This window comes from Pseudogemmobacter lacusdianii (genome assembly GCF_030848395.1).
GTDB lineage: Bacteria > Pseudomonadota > Alphaproteobacteria > Rhodobacterales > Rhodobacteraceae > Pseudogemmobacter > Pseudogemmobacter lacusdianii.
On sequence record NZ_JAVDBT010000008.1, the window covers coordinates 155,294 to 174,690 of the forward strand.

The following is a 19,397-nucleotide window of genomic DNA, read 5'->3' on the forward strand; positions in this document are numbered from 1 at the left end:
ATTCTTGCCAAAGGGTTAACCGCCTTGCCCCTGCGCGCCCAGATCCAGCCGCAAGGGCAGGATCAACCGAAAAGCAGCGCCGCCTTGGCCCGGCAGATAGGCAATCGTGCCGCCCAAATTCTCGGTAATTTCACGGCAAATCGCCAGCCCCAGCCCGGCCCCCTTGGCCCTGCCCTCCTCCGGCAGCCGGGTGAATTTCTCAAAAATCGTTGATTGGGCGTCTTTTGGAATGCCGCGACCGTTGTCGATCACATCGATGATCACGCGCCCCCCCCGCATCCGCAAATTGATACGAATTTCTGGGAATTCTGCCTCACAATACTTTCGCGCATTTGAAATAAGGTTGATGAAAACCTGCGTCAGACGATCGGCATCGGTGCGCAAGAAGATGTTCTCGCGCATCAGATCGCGTCGAAACACCACCTCGCGCTCAGGCTTTACCTGCTCTGAGGCTTGAATCGCCCGATCAATCATATCGCGCAGGTTCGACAGCGTCAGGCTCAGCGTCACCTTGCCGTTTTCCAGCACCGACAGGTCCAAAAGATCGTCCAAAAGCCGGGTCAGGCGCTTGGTTTCTTCATGGATAATGCGCCCGTTGCGCGCCACCATTTCGGGCGGCAAATCGCCCTCGGCCAGGATCTCGGAGAAGGCCCGGATCGAGGTCATCGGCGTGCGCAATTCATGGCTGATCTGGCTGAGAAACGCGTCCTTTTGCACCGAAAGCCGGGTGAGCTTCTCGTTAACCTCTCGCAATGCGCCGGCCGTGCGGGCCAGTTCAGCGCGCTGCGCCTCAAGCTGGGCGGAGTGCTCGGCCCGCTCGGCCGATTCCGAGGCCAGCGCCATCAGATCCCCAACCGAGACCGCCGCCCCACCGACAAGCTGGCTGATCATCGCATGCGCCGTTGCGGCCCCAACCGAGCCTGCAAGCCTTTGTTCTAACGTGGAAATAAACTCAGGCGTCGGGTCGGGCAACAGGCTTTGCGTCTTGCCCTGGCCGCGAGCTTCAGACTCAAACAGGACTTGCGCTTCTTCATCGCCCAAGATGCGCTGCGCCATGACCAATAGCTCTTCCGGCTCTGCCTCGCCCCGGCTCCAACGCCGTGGCGCACCGGACCCTTCGTCAAAGACGTTAACGAATGCCGCCCCTTGCAGCCGCTCGACCGGTGAGGGGAAGGTCAGCACCGAGATCACAAAGAACGCGGTGCCATTCAGCATCAAAGACCAGAAAATCGCATGGATCAGTGGGTCCATTCCGGCCACGCCAAACAACGCCTGCGGGCGCAGCCACGTCACCCCCCAGGGCCCTTCGGCCAAAAGGCTGGCTGACAGCACCGCATCGGGCCCGAAGGAGGGCAAAAAGAGCGCGTAAGCCCAAGTGACAAAGCCGATCAACAGCCCCGCCATCGCACCGGCTTTCGTCGCCCCGCGCCAGAAAATTCCCCCCACCATCGCGGGTAAGAACTGCGCCACCCCGGCAAAGGCGATCAGCCCAATCGAGGCCAAAGCCGCCGACCCACCCGACAGCTGGTAATAGCCATAGCCCATCGCCATCACCGCCGCGATGGAAAGCCGCCGCGCGTTCAGCACCACGCCGCGCAGATCGTCCGCGACCGCCGCTTGCGGGCGCAGCCGCAGCCAGCCGGGCACCAAAATATGGTTCGACACCATCGTCGACAGCGCGATTGCCTCGATGATCACCATCGAGGTGGCCGAGGAGAAACCGCCCAGAAAAGCCAACATGGCCAATGCGTTCTGCCCTTCATGCAAGGGCAAGGTCAGCACGAACATATCAGGATTTGCATGGTCCGGCAGCCGCTCCAGCCCGATCACCGCAATCGGCACGATGAAAAGGCTCATCGCCAAAACATAGGCCGGGAAGGCCCATGACGCGGTCGCCAGATGCCCCTCATCGGCATTCTCAACCACCATGACTTGGAACATCCGCGGCAGGCAAATCACCGCCGCAGCGGATAGGAAAATCAGCCCCGTCCAGCGCCCCGGCTGCATCGTCCAAGCCGACAGCTCCGAGGCATCAATCCGGTCCAGCATCGCGCCCACGCCGCCAGCAAGGCCCCAGACCACGAAAATCCCCACCGCCAACAAAGCCACCAGCTTCACCACCGCCTCAACCGCAATCGCCGTGACGATGCCGTGGTGCTGCTCTTGTGCATCCAGGTTGCGGGTGCCGAAGATGATGGTGAAAACCGCCAGCCCCCCTGCCACCCAGATCGCTGTCTGCCCCGCATCAAGGCTATCGGCCGCATTGGAGAACACGCCAAACGACAGCACAACCGATTGAAGTTGCAGCGCAATATAGGGCGTGGTCGCCACCACCGCCATCAAGGTCACCACCACGCCCAGCGCATTCGACTTGCCAAAACGCGAGGAGATCAGGTCCGCGATCGAGGTCACCCGATGCTTGCGCCCAATCCGCACCAGCTTGCGCAGCACCCACCACCAACCGATGAACACCAAGGTCGGGCCCAGATAGATCGTCAGGAACTCCATCCCCGAGCGCGCCGCATAGCCCACCGCGCCGTAAAACGTCCAAGCCGTGCAATAGATCGACAGCGAGAGCGTATAAACCAAGGGCGAGCGCAGCCAGCCAAACCGCCCAGCATAGGCCCGCCGCTCGACCCAAAAGGCCACGCAAAAGAGGAAAACGACATAGGCCAGACAGGCCAAGACAAGAAGGTTGAAGGGCATCGGCTAGTCCTCCTCCTCCTCATCTTGGGTCGTGGCAAGGCCGGGGGCAAAAGCGGCAGAAACCGCCACCAAACCGGCCCAAACCCCAAAGAAATAGACCACGTCTGAGGACAAAAGCCGCGCGCCAGCCTCGGCGCCGGGTTCAGCCGCCGGGGCCCAAAGCACCGGCAAGATGAAGAGAAAGCCCCCGAAAACCGGCAAAAGCCGCGCCGCATCGCGCAAGCGCCGCCGCCGATAGGGCAGCCGCGCCAAAAAGAGCGGCCGGCGTGGGCGTCTCATGCCACGGCTGCGCCGCCCGAGGGGCCAAGCCCGGTCTTGCGCCCTGCCGCCAACTCGCGCACCACCGCCAGAATATCGGCATTGGCAAAGGGCTTGGCAAGGAACCGATCCGCCCCGGCACGCTCGGCCGCCTCACGGTCGCGCGGCTGGCTCTTGGCGGTCAGCATCACCACCGGCAGATGCGCGGTCAGCAGGTTCGAGCGCATCTCGGCAAGGATTTCCAAGCCCGAAGCGCCGGGCAACATCGTGTCCAAGATCACCACGGCGGGCATCAGCTCAGCCGCGCGCCGCGCCGCACCGCGCCCTTCGGCCAGATGCACCACCTGCCAGCCGTCGCGCGTCAGGATGAAGCGGATCGCCTCGGCGATATTCTCTTCATCTTCAATGAGCAGCACCTCTCGGCCCATCGCTCCCTCCGCCTCCCCTTCGGCCTTGCAGCCCCCCTGCGCGTCAGTATCGGCTGAAAATTAAGCTTTTGTCAAAAGCAGCCTTGCATGGGCGGGCCTTAAATCCCCTCGCGGGTGATCGAAGGCTCGCGCCGCGCCGGACAATCGGCGCGCGGGCAGATCCGGCAGGTGGAGCCAACGCCCAGCGCCGGACCGGCCTCAGTGCCAGTGACCGGCAGGATCAGCATCGCCGCCTCCCGCAGCTCTGGCCCGCCAAAGCCGCCCGCAAGCGCGGGTTGGCAATAGGCCAACACCTTGAACCGTGCGCCCGAGGGGCCGGGCGTCTCGACCTGCGCCTGCACCGGCTGCATGGGCCGACCAAGGGCGGCATAAAGCGGCCAAAGCGGGCAAGCGGCGCCAAAACGCGGCAAGGCAAAGCCGGCAATAGGCTTGCGAAAGGTCAAAGTCCCCGAGGCATCGCAAGAGACAAACCCCGCCGCCGCCCCCGGCAGCAGCGCCATGCGCCGCATCACCGTTAAAGGATCGCTGCCAAAGCGTGCCGCCAAAAGCGCAGGATCCGGCCCCAGCTCTTTCAACGCCGCACGGAAGGGGTCTAAGGGCAAAAGCCGCGCCTCAGCCGCGCTGCGTTCAAGATGCGCCTCCGCCAAAGCCCGCGCCGCGGTCGAGGCCAAAGCCTCCATCCCGGGTGCCAAAGCCGCCAGATCGCCGTCTTCAAGGGCTTGCAGGTGCCAGCCCTGCCCGGCCAGCCACGCCTCCACCTCCTCCAAGGGGGCAGACAGGCCCTGCTCCCCTGCCGCCCCGCCGCCATCAGTGCCCTCAAGATAGGCCACCAAAGCCTCGGCCCCGCCGGCAAGCCGCTCGGCGTCGAGATGCAAATTGCGGTGAAAGCGATGGCGCAGATCGGCGGCCAAATCGCCGGTCTCGGCCAAGATCTCCGCCGTGGCCCGCACCGAGGTGAGGGCCGAGAGAAGTTCATGCAACGCCGCCGAAAGATGCGGGTCATGCGTCATGCGGTCGTTCAACGCTTCGACCGCGCGCTCAAGCTGGCCCGCGCGCGCCTGCAATCCGGCGGTGACGGCGGCCCAACCGGGAAAGCGGCCGGCGAATTCTTCCAGCCGGTCGACCTCAGCCGCAGCATTGGGAAAGCCCGCGGCGGCGGCACGCAGATCCTCAGCCAAGGGCTGGCCCGCGCCTTCCGAGAGGGCAGAGAGCTCGCTGCCCAAAACCTGCGCCAATCGCGCCAAAATCTCTGGTGTCACCTTGCGGCGATTATGCTCAATCAAATTGAGGTACGAGGCCGAAATCTCAGCCTCTTGCGCCAAATCCCCCTGCCGCAGCCCCAAAGCCATGCGCCGCTCGCGCAGCCTTGTGCCGATCAAAGAGGAGATGCCCATCTTGGCCTCTTGTAAATTTACAAGGAGTTTACAAGGGATCCACCGCCCCGCAAGCAAAAGGAGGCTGGGGGCATTCTGCCCCCAGACCCCCTGAGGATATTTAAGGACAGAAAATGAGATTGCGCAGGTATTTTCTGTCTTCAAATATCCCCGCCGGAGGCATCCCTGAGCCGTTGAGCCTGCCAAGGCTCATAAGGCGAGGACCAAGCTTGCGGCCGCAAGGCCGCGCCGCATAGCCGGGCGCAGATCGCTCTGCGCCCGGCCGGTGAGAGTTACTCAGCCAGCGCTTTATCGGTGATCGCATGGGTCCAAGCCATGCCTTCCGGGGTTTTGGTGATCGCCGGATTGTCGGGCGAGACTGCCGCGAGCAGCGCTGCCACCGTCGCCTCATAATCCGCCGGATCCAAAGCGCCGTTGCCGGTTGCGGTCAGCTTGGCCACTTCGCCCATCATATATTGCTGATGCTCCAGCGATTGCGCGCCGGAATCGTCATTGTCGATCACGATCTGCGCCGCTTCATCGGGATTGGCCTCGGCATATTTCCAGCCCTTCATCGAGGCGCGCACGAACTTCACCATGGTCTCTTGGAAGGCCGGATCTTCCAGCCGCTCTTCCATGACGTAAAGCCCGTCCTCCAACACCGTCACCCCTTCCTCGCGGTAGGTGAAAGTCACCAGCTGATCCGGCGTGATCCCGGCATCCAGCACCTGACCATATTCGTTATAGGTCATCACCGAGATGCAAGCCGCCTGCTTTTGCAACAATGCATCGACGTTGAACGCCTGTTTCAGCACCGTCACCCCACCGGCCGAGCCATCGGTGGCCAGACCCAGCTTCGCCATCCAAGCGTAGAACGGATATTCATTGCCAAAGAACCACACGCCCAGCGTCTTATCGGCGAAATCAGCCGTCGTCTCGACGCCCATCTCCTTGAGGCAAGTCAGCTGCAACCCCTGCCCCTTATAGGGCTGCGCGATATTGACCAGCGGCACGCCACGTTCGCGTGCAGCCAAACCTGGCGACATCCAAGTGGTGATCACATCAGCCTGACCCGAGGCAATCACCTGCTCGGGCGCGATATCGGGGCCACCGGGCTTGATCGTGACATTGAGGCCCTCTTCATCGTAAAAGCCTTTGTCTTTCGCCACATAATAGCCGGCAAACTGCGCCTGCGTCACCCATTTCAGCTGCAAGGTCACATCCTCGGCCGAAGCCGAGCTGGCCATTGCCGCCATCAATCCGGCCGTCAAAATCCGCTTCATTCTTGCTTCTCCATGTTGCCGCCCGGCTCGCTTCACCCTTGCAAAGGGCCCTCCGGGTCTGGGTTTTCATCCTCAAATAGTCACGTCTTTCAAAAGCTTAGCCCCTTTGCGACGGGTGCCAAAACGTCACCCCCCGCTCCACAATCGCAATCACTCCGTAAAGCGCCGAGCCCGCCAGCGCCGCCACCGCAATCTCGGCCCAAACCAGCTCAATGTTCAGCACCCCCACCGCGGTGGAAATCCGAAAGCCCATCCCCACCACCGGCGAGCCGAAATATTCCGCCACAATCGCGCCGATCAGCGCGAGCGAGGCGGAAATCTTCAACCCGTTGAAAATAAACGGCATCGCCGCTGGCAGCCGCAGCTTCCACAGGGCTTGGGTATAGCTAGCCCCCCAAGTCGCCATCAGATCGCGCTGCATCCTCTCGGAGGCCTGCAAACCCGCCACCACATTGATCAGCATGGGGAAAAACACCATCGCCACCACGACAGCGGCTTTTGACTGCCAGCCAAAGCCGAACCACATCACCAAAATCGGGGCGAGGCCGACAATCGGCAAAGCCGCGACGAAATTGCCAATCGGCAGAAGGCCTGCGCGCAGAAACGGCACCCGGTCACACAAGATCGCGGTCACAAAAGCCGCCGAGCAGCCGATCACAAAGCCCGAAAGCGCGCCCTTCACCGCCGTTTGCACGAAATCGGCCCAAAGCACATCGGTGGAAGAGGCAAATTTCGCTGCAATCGCCGAAGGTGCGGGCAGGATCACCGGCGGCACCCCAAGGGCCCGCACCAAAGCCTCCCAGAGCACCAAAAGCGTCAGACCAAACAAGAGCGGCATGAAAATCCGCCCCGTCCTCGTCCGGCCAAAAGCGCTGCCCGCCACGGCGATGTTCAGCCCCCAAGCCGCGCCCCAAAAGCCAAAACCCATGAGCAAAATCAAAGCATTACTCATGCCCGCACCCCCATCTTCACCGCCGCCAAACGCTCAACCAGACCCACGGCCAAGATCAGCGCCCCCGCCAAAATGGCCGATGCGAACAAGGCCGCCCAAGTGATCAACGGCTCGCCATATTGGCTGCCGAGCAGCATCCTTGCGCCCAGCCCTTCCACCGCGCCAGTCGGCAATTCGCCGACGATGGTGCCGACCAAAGCCGCCGCCACCGCCACCTTCAGCGAGGCAAAGAAATAAGGCATCGAGGCCGGAAGCCGCAGCTTACGGAACGTCTCCCCCTCACTCGCGCCCCATGTTTTCAGAAGGTCCAGCTGCATCTGATCCGGCGCGCGCAAGCCTTTGACCATGCTCACCAAAACTGGAAAGAAGCTAAGGTATGAGGCGATAATGGCCTTCGGCACCTCACGCCCTTGGATGCCAAGTTGATTGGCCACCACAAGGATCATCGGCGCGATCGCCACGATCGGAATGGTCTGGCTGATGATCGCCCAAGGCATCACCGATTTGTCGACCACGCGGAAGCGCACGATCGCCATCGCCAGCCCCACGCCCAGCAATATGCCCAAGGCAAAGCCCGCCATCGTACCACGGAAGGTGATAAAGCCATGATAAATCAGGCTGCGTTTTGAGGTGATGGCCTGCGCCGTCACCCCTTCCCAAAGCTTGGCCGCCACCTGATGCGGCGGCGGTAAAAGCGGGCGATCCTGCGCCATGGCCGCCGGGATCAGCTCGGCCAAAGTCACCTCGACCCCGGAGCGCTGCGCCTGATCATAGACCCAAGTCGCATTCATCCAGATCGCAGCCAGATACCAAAGCGCCAAAAGCGCCGCCAGCACCGCAAAGATCGGCCCGACCCGCCTCATGTCGCACGCCCCGAGGGCCAAAGGATCATCGCGACCGCCAACACGCCCAAGGCAATGCCGCCCCATTGCAAGCCCGTCGGACGTTCGGCGAAGATGAAGACCGCGACCAAAGTTGCCAAGATCAGCTGCACGACCGAGGTGATCGAGATCGCCAGCGCCATACCTCCCTCTCGCATGATGCGTATCATCAAAAGGTTACCAAAAACATAAAGCGCCAGTGAGGCGAGCAGCATCCAAAGCGCGCCCTGCCCGACATAGCCGCGCATCGCCGAGGCGGCGGTCAGAAAGATCAGGCAAGCGCCGATCAGCGGAAAAAGCGTCGCGCTGCTCATGCCACGGCCTCCGCGCGTTGCATGCGTTCGGTTTGCCGCGCGCTCAGCGGCGCAGATTGCTGCGCGCGCATTGCCTGCGCAAAGCCAGACGCCCCCCATACGTTAGCCATACCTAAGCCATACATGCGGTTTTTGCTGCAGCTGCAGCCTTTGTGCTCAGTCATCGGCATGCCCCGCCCGCAAGCCTTCGCGCACCCGATGCGAGATCTCAATGAACTCGCGGCTGTCGCGAATTTCCAGCGGCCGCTCCTTCGGAAGCGGGCTGTCGATGATATCGGTGATCCGCCCGGGGCGCGGGCTCATCACCACGATTTTGGTCGATAGATAGACCGCCTCGGGGATGGAATGTGTCACAAAACCAATGGTTTTTCCGGTGCGAGCCCAGAGTTTGAGCAGCTCTTCATTCAGCCGATCGCGGACAATTTCATCCAAAGCGCCAAAGGGTTCATCCATCAAAAGGATGTCGGCATCAAAGGCCAAAGCCCGCGCGATCGAGGCCCTTTGCTGCATGCCGCCCGAGAGTTGCCAAGGGAATTTGCCACCAAAGCCTTTGAGTTCGACAAGCTCCAGAACCCGCTCCACCCGCTCCGCCTGTTCGGTTTTAGAAAACTCCATGATTTCAAGGGGAAGCCGGATGTTTCCCGCAATCGTGCGCCAAGGATAAAGCCCCGCGGCTTGGAAAACATAGCCGTAAGCCCGCTTTTTGCGCGCCTCATCCGGCGTCATGCCATTGACCGTCAGCTGACCTGAAGTGGGGCGCTCCAATGCTGCGATGCAGCGCAGGAATGTCGTCTTGCCGCAACCACTCGGCCCGATGAAGGAGACGAGTTCTCCCTTTGAAATCGATAAGTTAACGTCTTTCAACGCCTGCACCGGCCCATCCGCCGTCTCAAACACAAGGTTCAAGTTTTTGGCCTCAACCACCACCTGACTGCTTTGATTTGTCACGCGCGCATTCCCATCAACACCACGCCCCAATCCATTGTTTTATAATAATTTTGCCATCAAACGCCCGAGGCCGGAATCCCACTGCGCTGCACCGGACGGGGTGCGGTCAGCTCTTTCCAAGCGCTCAAAGCCTGATTGACAGCCCCCCGCGGCGCCCGCGGCACAAAGCGCCCATGCCCTTGCTGCACCTGCATTCTCCCCTCAACCACGGCGACCTGCCCCCGGCTTAACGTGAATCGCGGCAAGCCTTTGACGCGCTGTCCCTCGAAGACGTTGTAATCAATGGCAGATTGCTGTCCCTTCGCCGAGATGACCTTCTCTTTCTGCGGATCCCAAACCACCAAATCCGCATCCGCGCCCACCAAAACCGCGCCTTTTTTCGGATAACAGTTCAAAATCTTCGCAATATTTGTGCTGGTAACCGCCACAAATTCATTCGGCGTTAACCGGCCCGTGTTAACACCATGCGTCCAAAGCATCGGCATCCGATCTTCCAACCCGCCCGTTCCATTGGGAATTTTGGAGAAATCGCCCAAACCATAGCGTTTTTGTTCCGTCGTAAAGGCACAATGATCCGTCGCCACCACGGAGAGTGAGCCTGATTGCAGCCCGGCCCAAAGGCTGTCTTGGTGTTTTTTGTTACGGAAAGGCGGTGACATCACCCGCCGAGCCGCATGCTCCCAATCAGCGTGCTGATATTCGCTGTCATCCAGCGTCAAATGCTGGATCAAAGGCTCGCCCCAAACGCGCTTGCCCTGCTGGCGCGCCCGCCGGATCGCCTCATGCGCCTCTTCGCAAGAGGTGTGCACCACATAAAGCGGCACGCCGGCCATATCGGCGATCATGATGGCACGGTTGGTCGCCTCTCCCTCAACCTGCGGTGGGCGGGAATAGGCATGCGCCTCAGGGCCACTATTGCCTTCTGCCAATAACTTAGCGGTCAGCTCGGCCACCACATCGCCATTCTCAGCATGGACCATGGCAAGCCCGCCCAGCTCTCCCACTCGGCGGAATGAGGCGAAAAGCTCGTCATCATTCACCATCAAGGCGCCCTTATAGGCCATGAAATGCTTGAATGAGGTCATGCCGGCCTTAACGCTCTCGGCCATATCCTCCCAAACCTTCTCGCCCCACCAAGTGATCGCCATATGGTAGGAATAGTCACAATTGGCGCGGGTGGATTTATTGTGCCACATCTGGGCGGCATCCATCAGCCCCTGACCCTGGCCCGGCAGCACGAAATCCACCACCATCGTGGTGCCGCCCGCCAAAGCCGCCCGCGTACCAGACTCGAAATCATCGGCCGAATAGGTTCCCATGAAGGGCATCTCAAGATGGGTATGCGGGTCAATCCCGCCCGGCATCACAGAGCAGCCCGAGGCGTCAAGCACTTGATCTCCCTGCAAATTCAGCCCGATCTCGGTTATGACCCCATGCTCGATCCGCACATCAGCCAGATAGCTCAGATCAGCCGTCACCACCGTTCCGCCCTTGATCACCGTTGATGCCATGCCCCGCGCCCTCCCATTTTCTGTCGCTAAATATCCCGGGGTCCGGGGCGGAGCCCCGGCCCGGCTGGGTCAGTCGATCACGCCCGCCACCTCAAGCACCGCATGCAACAAAACATCCGCTCCGGCGGCCGCCCACTCAGGCGAGATCTCCTCGGCTTCATTGTGCGAAAGCCCATCCACGCAAGGGCACATCACCATCACCGTCGGCGCCACGCGGTTGATCCAACAGGCATCGTGCCCGGCACCCGAGATGATATCCATCTGGGAATACCCAAGCTTTTCAGCAGATTGCCGGACGATCTTCACAAGGCCCGGATCAAAAGTCACGGGATCGAAATGCCCCACCGCCTCGATCTCGCACCCAAGTCCCAACTCGACCGCCACGGCATGGGCCGCCCGCTCCACCTCGGCCCGCATCGCATCCAGCTTGCCTTGCTCGGGAGAACGGATATCGACGGTAAAGACCACCTTGCCCGGTATCACATTGCGCGAATTGGGAAAAACCTTGACCTGCCCCACCGCACCCACGGCATTCGGCTGATGGCTCATCGCGATCTGATGCACCCGCTCGGTCACCCGCGCCATGCCAAGGCCCGCATTCACCCGCATGTTCATCGGGGTCGAGCCTGTATGCGCATCCTTGCCAGTCAGCGTGATCTCCAGCCACCACAGTCCTTGACCATGCGTTACCACGCCAATCGTCTTGCCTTCGGCCTCTAGAATAGGGCCTTGCTCGATGTGCAGCTCCAGCATGGCATGCATCTTGCGCGCGCCCGTGACCTCATCGCCAACCCAACCGATCCGCGCAAGCTCCTCGCCAAAGACCTTACCGTCCAAGTCCTTGCGGGTTTTGGCATAGTCTTCGGTATGGATCCCTGCAAAGACGCCCGAGGCCAGCATCGCCGGCGCAAAACGCGCGCCCTCTTCATTGGTCCAGTTGGTCACGACAATCGGATGCTTGGTCTTCAGCCCAAGGTCATTCATCCGCCGCACCACCTCAAGCGCGCCCAGGACGCCCAGCACGCCATCGAACTTACCGCCCGTGGGCTGGGTGTCGAGGTGGCTGCCCATATAGACCGGCAAGGCGCCCGGATCAGTCCCCGCGCGGGTGGCAAACATGTTGCCCATCGTATCGACGCCCATGGTCATACCCGCCGCCTTGCACCAATCGGCAAAGAGGTGGCGGCCTGCGGAATCGGCATCCGTAAGGGTCTGGCGATTGTTGCCGCCGGCACTTCCGGGGCCGATCTTGGCCATCTCCATCAGGCTGTCCCACAGCCGCGCCGCATCGGTCCGCAGGTTTTCTCCGGGTGCTGGCATCAGCTTGCTCTCCCAATTGTCGGCGGGCGTCTGTCGCGCCCTTTTCCTACGGCCCGGAGCAAGCTGCCTTGCGGCGAATCTTTTCCTGACCGTATGGTCAAGAGATACGCGACCACACCCAGACCATTGGGTCAACAAAATCCCTCGCCCTAGAACGGGTAGGCGGCACATTTCGATAGACCGCGCCGCGGATGCTGGGATAACCGGCAGAAGCCACGCGGTTTTGCGTTGCCTAAGCCCGATAAGCCCTGTCTTCATTGCCCGCCTGCCAAAGGAACCGCTATGTCCGACGTCTTCCCCGCCACGCCCGAACTGGAAGCCGAGACCAAGACTCTGGTCTTTGCACAATTCGACGAGCGCACCGCGCTGGCGCTAGGGCTGAAGTTGGTCGAAATGGCCCAGGCCGAGGCTTTGCCGGTGGTCATCAACATCCGCAGTGCGGATCGATGCTATTTCCACGCCGCTATGCCCGGCGCGACGCCGCTGAACGATCTCTGGGCGGCGCGTAAATCGGCCACCGCGCTTTTGTTCCAACAGCCCTCCCTGCTGGTCGGCAACCGGCACCGCGACCGGGGCGAGACATTGGCCAAGCATGGCTTGCCCGAGGCCGGCTATGCCGATCACGGCGGCGCGGTGCCGATTTGGCTGCGCGGCATCGGCGTCGTGGCTTGCGCCACGGTCTCGGGCCTGCCGCAAGTTGACGATCACCGTTTGGTCGTGCGTGTGATCCAAGAGCTGATCTCGGCCAGTTAAGACCTTGAGAAAAACCCACTTTCTGACAAGCCTGCCGCCCCCTCATGAGGACCAGATGACCGCAACCCGCAGCCGCATTCAGCAAAAGAACCGCGAGGCGATTTTGGATGCCGCGCTTGCGGTCTTCTCGGCGCATGGCTTTCGTGGTGCGACATTGGACCAAATTGCCGAAGGCGCGGGTCTCTCAAAGCCCAACTTGCTTTATTATTTCCCCTCGAAAGAGGCGGTGCACAGCGCTTTGCTGACCGGACTTTTAGACACTTGGCTCGATCCTTTGAAAGCGCTGGACCCTAAGGGAGAGCCGGTGGATGAGATCTTGGCCTATGTCCGCCGCAAGCTTGAGATGGCACGAGACTTCCCGCGTGAAAGCCGACTTTTTGCGGGCGAGATCATCCAAGGCGCGCCCCGGCTGGCGGGCGTGATCGAGGGAGATCTGCGCGCGTTGGTCGAAGAAAAGTCTGTGATTTTACGGGCTTGGATGACCGAGGGCCGCATCGCACAGGTCGATCCCACACATCTCATCTTCTCGATCTGGGCGCTCACCCAGCATTACGCCGATTTCGACGCGCAGGTGCGGCTGGTGCTGGGCCCCGACCATGACCCTTTCGCCGAGGCTGGCGGCTTTCTCGACACGCTCTTTCGTCGCCTGTTAGAACCGGGTGCCCCCAAGCATTCGGATTAAGTTTTACGCACATTTCCGGGGATAAACCCTGCGGGATCTGCTAGGGTCACGCTGTGGGGGCACCTTGACTGGGGTGACGTGATGGGACCTTTCCTATCCGTCCGGTCGTCGGTGCAGACGTTGGAAACATCGCCGCCATCGGCCGGCACAAACAGCGGCAGCTCAGCTGCCATGCAGGGCGTCCGCGCAGAAGCGCCGGTTGCAACATTAACCAAAGCCGCCGTCGCTCCTGTGCAGGGCGCGGCCCAAGCGCCTGCTGCGGCGGCGCGCCCTGTGATGGATCATGGCTTCGTCATTGAGGCTGCGAAGGCTCGCGCCGTCGCGGCGCAGCGCGCCTATGAGATGGCCTCATTGGTCGCGGGGCTCAATCCGCTCAGCAATCCGGTGCTTTAAGCGCGCCATTCGCTCAAAGCGCCAAGCCCGATCGCGCCCTATCCCGCGGCGCCAAGTTAAACCTGAGTGAACGCCCAGCGACAAGCGCTGCGCGTTCGGTCGTCACACGCCCCTTCTGCTGTCAGTGCTAAGGCAAGCCCCCTCCTACTCCGCTGCCGCCGAGGACATCGGATTGTTGGGATGCGTCGTCCAATCGGCGTAATCGCCGACATTGCGGCCGGTGCGCGGATCCAATGTGCCCTTCGCCATCGGCACCATCGTAATACAGTCCTCGACCGGACAGACGTTGACGCAAAGATTGCAGGCCACGCATTCCTCGTCCTTCACGGTGAAGACCCGGCCTGGCCCCATCGCGATCGCTTGGTGGCTGGTATCTTCGCAAGCCGCATAACAGCGCCCGCATTTGATGCAGTCATCTTGGTTGATATGCGCCTTGGTCACATAGTTCAGGTTCAGGTTCTGCCATTCGACAAAGTTCGGCACCGCCCGGCCAACCAGTTGATCCAGCGTCATTTCCTTTTCATCAAGATACGCGGACAGCCCCGAGATCATCTCTTGCACGACCTTGAACCCATAGGTCATTGCGGCGGTGCAGACCTGCACATTGCCCGCCCCCATCGCCAGAAACTCGGCCGCATCGCGCCAAGTCGTCACGCCGCCGATGCCCGAGATCGGCATGCCGCGCGTCTCGGGGAAGCGGGCAATCTCGCCCACCATATTCAGCGCAATCGGCTTTACCGCCGGTCCGCAATAGCCGCCATGGCTGCCCTGACCATCGATCATCGGGAAGGGCGAGAAGTTATCAAGATCGACATTGGTGATCGATTTGATGGTGTTAATCAGGCTCACCGCATCCGCCCCGCCGCGATGCGCCGCCATCGCCGGCGGCAGGATCGAAGTGATGTTGGGCGTCAGCTTCACGATGCAGGGCATCCGGCTGTATTGCTTCACCCAGCGCGTCACCATCTCAATATATTCAGGCACTTGCCCCACGGCCGAACCCATACCGCGTTCCGCCATGCCATGCGGGCAGCCAAAGTTCAGCTCAACCCCATCGGCTTCGGTATCCTCGATCTGGGACAGGATGGCCTTCCAGTGCTCCTCCTCACAGGGCACCATCAGGCTAATCACCAAGGCCCGGTCGCGCCATTTGCGCTTGACCTCTTTGATCTCACGCAGGTTGATCTCCAGCGGCCGGTCGGTGATGAGCTCAATGTTGTTCAGCCCCAACAGCCGGCGATCCGCGCCGAAAATCGCGCCGTAACGCGGGCCAGAGACGTTCACGATTGGCGGTCCTTCGGCGCCCAGCGTCTTCCAGACCACCCCACCCCATCCCGCCTCATAGGCGCGCTCGACGTTGTATTTCTTGTCGGTGGGCGGGGCCGAGGCCAACCAGAACGGGTTGGGCGATTTGATCCCGATAAAATTCGAGGTGAGGTCAGCCATCACGGCCCTCCTTGCAATGAGCTGGGAGCGGGAAGGAAAGATCAGATTTTAAGGAAGGCGCGCAGGGCAAGACGTCGCGTTGCTCGGCAACGAGGCAGGTGCGAAACTGGGCTCTTAGACGAAAAGCGCCCAGAGCCAGCCGAAGATATCGCCGCCAAACTCGCCCAATTTGGGGACCAGATAGGCCCAAGTGACGCAACCGAGCAGGTTCCATGCCATGAAACGGCGCAGCCGCATGCTGGTCATGCCCGCAAGCAAAAACACCACTGGGCGCAGCACCGTCATGAAATGGCCGATGAGCAAGCTTGCCGGACCGTATTTCACAAAAGCCGCCCGCGCTTTTTCCACCATCTGCGGGTGATCCGACAGCGGCCACCGCTCGAGCATGCTGCGGCCATAGGCGCGCCCCAGCCAATAGCTGAAGGTCGAGCCGATCAGAGCGCCAGCGGCGGCCCCGGCCCAAAGCGGCCAAAACGCGACCTTGCCAGTGGCCACCATCGCACCCACCGCCATCAAAACCGCGGTGGAGGGGATCAGCAGCGACAGAAAGGCCGTGGTCTCGGTGGCGGCGAAGATCAGCATGATCAGCGGCAGCCAAGCCTGATGACGCTCGATCCAGTCGATGAAGATTTGTGCAATCGCGTCCATAACGCCCCCCGATTGGCTGTCGGTTTGGCGCGGCGGGGGGCGTGTGGCAAGCCAAAAGCGCCCGCATCATTGGGCCGCAAGCTGGCCGTGGATCGCCTCGGCGGCGTCGCGGCCCTCGGCGACGGCGGTGACGGTAAGATCCTCGCCCCCCGCCGCGCAATCGCCGCCCGCCCAGACCTTGGCGGGCAAGCCGCTGATTTTACCGCCCTTTTGCTCGGCCGCTTCGGGCGCTCCGGTCAGGGTTTGGCCGATGGCTTTGAAAAGCTGGTCGGCTTTCAGCTGGAACGTCTCGGGCAAAAGCACCAGCCCATCGGGTCCGTCTTGGGTATAGGCAAATTCCACGCCCTCGATGCGACCATTGCCCAAAACGCGCAGGGGGGCGGCGTTGTGGATGATGCGCACCCCCGCTTGCACGGCGTGCTCTTGTTCGTGGGTCGAGGCGGACATCTTCTCTTGGCCACGCCGATAGACGATGGTCACGTTTTCCGCGCCCAGAAGCTTGGCCTGCACGGCGGCATCGACCGCCGTCATACCCCCACCAACGACCACCACATCGCGACCGACGGCAAGGCCCATGAGATCGGGCGATTGGCGCAATTCGGCGATGAAATCGACCGCATTGGCAACGCCTTGTTTATCCTCACCTTCTGCCCGCAATGCGTTCACGCCTTGCAAGCCGATGCCAAGGAAGACCGCGTCATAATCGGCGCGAAGCTGATCCAGCGTGATGTCGCGGCCAAGCGCGGCCCCCAGCTGCAAAGAGATGCCGCCGATCGACAACAGCCACTCCACCTCACGCGCCGCAAAGCCGCCGGTCGCTTTATAGGAGGCAATGCCGTATTCGTTCAGCCCCCCGGCCTTGGCGCGGCGCTCGTAAACGGTGACCTCATGGCCCTTCATCGCCAAACGGTGTGCACAAGCCAGACCCGCAGGCCCTGCCCCCACCACAGCCACACGCTTGCCGGTCGCGGGCGCGCGGGTGAAGGGATGGCCCTTTTCCATTGCGATATCGGTGGCATAGCGCTGCAAGCGGCCAATCTCGACCGGCTTGCCTTCAGCGGTCTCGCGCACGCAGACCTCTTCGCACAACGTCTCGGTCGGGCAAACACGGGCGCAAATGCCGCCCAGAATATTCTGACTCCAGATCGTTTTGGCCGCCGCCTCCGGAGTGCCGGTGGCGATCTGGCGGATGAACAAGGGGATGTCGATCTCGGTCGGGCAAGCCGTCATGCAGGGCGCATCATGGCAAAAATAGCAGCGATCCGCCGCCACCCGCGCCTCATGCTGATCAAAGGGCGGCTCATGATCCGAGAAATTGCGCGCAATCGCATCGCGAGACAGGCGGGCAGGCACAATGCCTGGCGTCAACGGACTGTTCGGCATTTTGGTCAGCGACCTCCGGTTTGCTTGCTCTTTTGGCTTGCTTTGACCGAATCGTCTCACAGCTTTAAAATTTTATCAAATGGTAAAGCTGCCCCGCCGTAGAAAGTTTCACTCAAAGCCCCTAAAGGGACAGAATATAACCAATTGGAATGGGCGCTTTTCAGCCTTGGTCACCTGCCCTATAAGCAATCAACCTTAGGCTCCGGCAGAAAAGCCCTATAGAGGATGGCATGAGCAAACATTCCCCCGACGCGGACGTCGCCTTCATCTCGGCATTGGCCGAGCTTCTGAACAAAAATGAGCTGACCGAGCTTTCGGTGAAGCGTGAATATGGCGATGACGACAGCCTTGAAGTGCGTGTGGTCAAGCAAGTGACTGTGGTGCAGGCTGCGGCCCCGGCTCCGGCCTATGCCGCCCCCGCTGCGGCGCCCGCCGCCGCCCCGGCTGCTGCCGCTGCTGCGCCCGCCGCTGCCGAAGACCCGAGCCAGCACCCCGGTGCGGTCACCTCGCCGATGGTCGGCACCGCCTATCTGGCGGCCGAGCCCGGTGCAGCGCCCTTTGTCACCATCGGGGCCACCGTCTCGGCGGGTCAGACCGTGCTGATCATCGAAGCGATGAAGACGATGAACCACATCCCCGCGCCGAAATCGGGCGTGGTGAAGCGCATTCTGGTCGATGACGGCACGCCGGTCGAATTTGGCACGCCGCTGTTGATCATCGAATAAGGGCGCCGGGATGTTCGAGAAAATCCTGATCGCCAACCGGGGTGAGATCGCCCTGCGGGTGATCCGCGCGGCGCGTGAGATGGGGATCAAATCGGTCGCCGTCCATTCGACCGCCGATGCTGATGCGATGCATGTGCGGATGGCCGACGAGTCGGTTTGCATCGGCCCAGCATCGAGCGCAGAAAGCTATCTGTCGAAGGCCGCGATCATCTCGGCCTGCGAGATCACCGGCGCGCAAGCGGTGCATCCGGGCTATGGTTTCCTGTCGGAAAACGCCGCCTTTGCGCAGGCGTTGGAAGACCACGGGATCACCTTCATCGGTCCCTCGGCCCAGCATATCCGCATCATGGGCGACAAGATCACCGCCAAGGAAACCGCGAAAACGCTGGGAATTCCAGTGGTTCCGGGCTCGGATGGTGGTGTGGCTGATTTTGAGACCGCCAAGGTGGTGGCTTTGGAAATCGGCTATCCGGTGATCATCAAGGCCACCGCTGGCGGCGGTGGTCGCGGCATGAAAGTCGCCAAATCCGAAGAAGAGCTTGAGATCGCCTTCCGCACCGCGCGGAGCGAAGCCAAGGTCGCCTTCGGCAATGACGAAGTCTATATCGAGAAATACCTGCAACGCCCGCGCCACATCGAAATCCAAGTCTTCGGCGATGGCAAAGGCAAGGCGGTGCACCTGGGCGAGCGGGACTGCTCGTTGCAGCGCCGCCACCAAAAGGTCTTCGAAGAGGCTCCAGGCCCGGCGATCACCGATGAAATGCGCAACCGCATCGGCTCAATCTGCGCCGAGGCTGTGGCCAAGATCAACTATATCGGCGCTGGCACCATCGAATTTCTGTTCGAGGATGGCGAGTTCTACTTCATCGAGATGAACACCCGCTTGCAGGTGGAACATCCGGTGACCGAATTCATCTATGATGTTGATCTTGTGCGCGAACAGATCCGCGTGGCCTCGGGCCTGCCGATGTCTTTCGAGCAATCGGATCTCAAGGTGCATGGTCACGCGATCGAAGTGCGGATCAATGCTGAAAAAGTGCCGACCTTCTCGCCCTGCCCCGGCCGGGTGACGCAGTACCATGCGCCGGGCGGCCTTGGGGTGCGGATGGATTCGGCGCTTTATGACGGCTACCGGATTCCGCCCTATTACGATTCGCTGATCGGCAAGCTGATCGTGCATGGCCGCAACCGTGAGGAAGCGCTGGCGCGTCTGTCGCGGGCCTTGGGCGAGTTGATCGTCGATGGCGTCGACACCACGATCCCGCTGTTTGAAGCACTGCTGCAAGAGCCGGACGTGCTTTCGGGCGATTACTCGATCCATTGGCTTGAGAAGTGGCTCGCCGCCACCTACGGCTAAGATCTTGGCGGCGCAGGGGAAATCCTGCGCCGTTAT

General features: G+C 61.5%; 19 protein-coding genes. 5 read left to right on the forward strand and 14 right to left on the reverse strand.

The features are described 5' to 3' along the window. Positions 1-15: 15 nt before the first annotated feature. The 11 genes from Q9295_RS10295 to Q9295_RS10345 all read right to left on the reverse strand — a co-directional run bounded on the left by Q9295_RS10295 (position 16) and on the right by Q9295_RS10345 (position 11,974). On the reverse strand, positions 16-2,706 hold the full coding sequence (locus Q9295_RS10295; protein WP_306680479.1) for an ATP-binding protein: 2,691 nt from the start codon (positions 2,704-2,706) through the stop codon (positions 16-18). Between the two features lie 3 nt (positions 2,707-2,709). Beyond that, positions 2,710-2,985, reverse strand: a complete 276-nt coding sequence (locus Q9295_RS10300; RefSeq protein WP_306680480.1) for a hypothetical protein — start codon at positions 2,983-2,985, stop codon at positions 2,710-2,712. Further along, entirely contained in the window at positions 2,982-3,380 is a 399-nt protein-coding gene (locus Q9295_RS10305; RefSeq protein ID WP_373457449.1) for a response regulator transcription factor, read from the reverse strand. The genes Q9295_RS10300 and Q9295_RS10305 overlap by 4 nt, the downstream gene beginning before the upstream one ends. Before the next feature lie 110 nt (positions 3,381-3,490). After that, positions 3,491-4,786: an XRE family transcriptional regulator gene (locus tag Q9295_RS10310; protein ID WP_306680482.1), complete on the reverse strand. Its 1,296-nt coding sequence runs from the start codon at positions 4,784-4,786 to the stop codon at positions 3,491-3,493. 272 nt (positions 4,787-5,058) lie between these two features. Next, the gene (locus Q9295_RS10315) at positions 5,059-6,048 is read right to left on the reverse strand and encodes an ABC transporter substrate-binding protein (protein ID WP_306680483.1); all 990 of its coding nucleotides are present in this window, start codon (positions 6,046-6,048) and stop codon (positions 5,059-5,061) included. Between the two features lie 97 nt (positions 6,049-6,145). Beyond that, on the reverse strand, positions 6,146-6,976 hold the full coding sequence (locus Q9295_RS10320; RefSeq protein WP_373457450.1) for an ABC transporter permease: 831 nt from the start codon (positions 6,974-6,976) through the stop codon (positions 6,146-6,148). Between the two features lie 20 nt (positions 6,977-6,996). Continuing rightward, entirely contained in the window at positions 6,997-7,863 is an 867-nt protein-coding gene (locus Q9295_RS10325) for an ABC transporter permease (protein ID WP_306680485.1), read from the reverse strand. After that, complete coding sequence (locus Q9295_RS10330) at positions 7,860-8,195, reverse strand: hypothetical protein (RefSeq protein ID WP_306680486.1); 336 nt, start codon at positions 8,193-8,195, stop codon at positions 7,860-7,862. The genes Q9295_RS10325 and Q9295_RS10330 overlap by 4 nt, the downstream gene beginning before the upstream one ends. 156 nt (positions 8,196-8,351) lie before the next feature. After that, positions 8,352-9,143 (reverse strand): ABC transporter ATP-binding protein, encoded by a 792-nt coding sequence (locus tag Q9295_RS10335; RefSeq protein ID WP_306680487.1) that lies wholly within the window; start codon positions 9,141-9,143, stop codon positions 8,352-8,354. 56 nt (positions 9,144-9,199) lie between these two features. Then, positions 9,200-10,654, reverse strand: a complete 1,455-nt coding sequence (gene hydA, locus Q9295_RS10340) for a dihydropyrimidinase (protein WP_306680488.1) — start codon at positions 10,652-10,654, stop codon at positions 9,200-9,202. A gap of 69 nt (positions 10,655-10,723) precedes the next feature. Beyond that, positions 10,724-11,974 (reverse strand): Zn-dependent hydrolase, encoded by a 1,251-nt coding sequence (locus tag Q9295_RS10345; protein ID WP_306680489.1) that lies wholly within the window; start codon positions 11,972-11,974, stop codon positions 10,724-10,726. Positions 11,975-12,256: 282 nt separating this feature from the next. On the opposite strand from Q9295_RS10345, the gene Q9295_RS10350 reads away from it, so the two are divergent. The 3 genes from Q9295_RS10350 to Q9295_RS10360 all read left to right on the forward strand — a co-directional run bounded on the left by Q9295_RS10350 (position 12,257) and on the right by Q9295_RS10360 (position 13,802). Next, on the forward strand, positions 12,257-12,727 hold the full coding sequence (locus tag Q9295_RS10350) for a heme-degrading domain-containing protein (protein ID WP_306680490.1): 471 nt from the start codon (positions 12,257-12,259) through the stop codon (positions 12,725-12,727). Between the two features lie 55 nt (positions 12,728-12,782). Then, a complete protein-coding gene (locus Q9295_RS10355; RefSeq protein WP_306680491.1) occupies positions 12,783-13,409 on the forward strand; it encodes a TetR family transcriptional regulator C-terminal domain-containing protein in 627 nt (208 codons plus the stop codon). Between the two features lie 171 nt (positions 13,410-13,580). Further along, positions 13,581-13,802, forward strand: coding sequence for a hypothetical protein (locus Q9295_RS10360; protein WP_306680492.1), 222 nt, complete (start codon positions 13,581-13,583; stop codon positions 13,800-13,802). A 144-nt stretch (positions 13,803-13,946) separates the two neighbouring features. On the opposite strand, the gene preA is transcribed toward Q9295_RS10360, so the two are convergent. From preA to Q9295_RS10375, 3 genes are all read right to left on the reverse strand, one after another. Beyond that, positions 13,947-15,248 (reverse strand): NAD-dependent dihydropyrimidine dehydrogenase subunit PreA, encoded by a 1,302-nt coding sequence (gene preA / locus Q9295_RS10365; RefSeq protein ID WP_306680493.1) that lies wholly within the window; start codon positions 15,246-15,248, stop codon positions 13,947-13,949. 114 nt (positions 15,249-15,362) lie between these two features. Next, complete coding sequence (locus tag Q9295_RS10370; RefSeq protein WP_306680494.1) at positions 15,363-15,896, reverse strand: DedA family protein; 534 nt, start codon at positions 15,894-15,896, stop codon at positions 15,363-15,365. Between the two features lie 66 nt (positions 15,897-15,962). After that, a complete protein-coding gene (locus tag Q9295_RS10375; protein ID WP_306680495.1) occupies positions 15,963-17,279 on the reverse strand; it encodes an NAD(P)-dependent oxidoreductase in 1,317 nt (438 codons plus the stop codon). Positions 17,280-17,509: 230 nt separating this feature from the next. On the opposite strand from Q9295_RS10375, the gene accB reads away from it, so the two are divergent. Both accB and accC read left to right on the forward strand, forming a co-directional pair. Further along, positions 17,510-18,004 (forward strand): acetyl-CoA carboxylase biotin carboxyl carrier protein, encoded by a 495-nt coding sequence (gene accB / locus Q9295_RS10380; RefSeq protein ID WP_306680496.1) that lies wholly within the window; start codon positions 17,510-17,512, stop codon positions 18,002-18,004. A 10-nt stretch (positions 18,005-18,014) separates the two neighbouring features. Next, positions 18,015-19,361 carry an acetyl-CoA carboxylase biotin carboxylase subunit gene (gene accC, locus Q9295_RS10385; protein WP_306680497.1) on the forward strand — a complete coding sequence of 449 codons (1,347 nt, stop codon included), beginning with the start codon at positions 18,015-18,017 and terminating at the stop codon, positions 19,359-19,361. Positions 19,362-19,397: the final 36 nt, after the last annotated feature.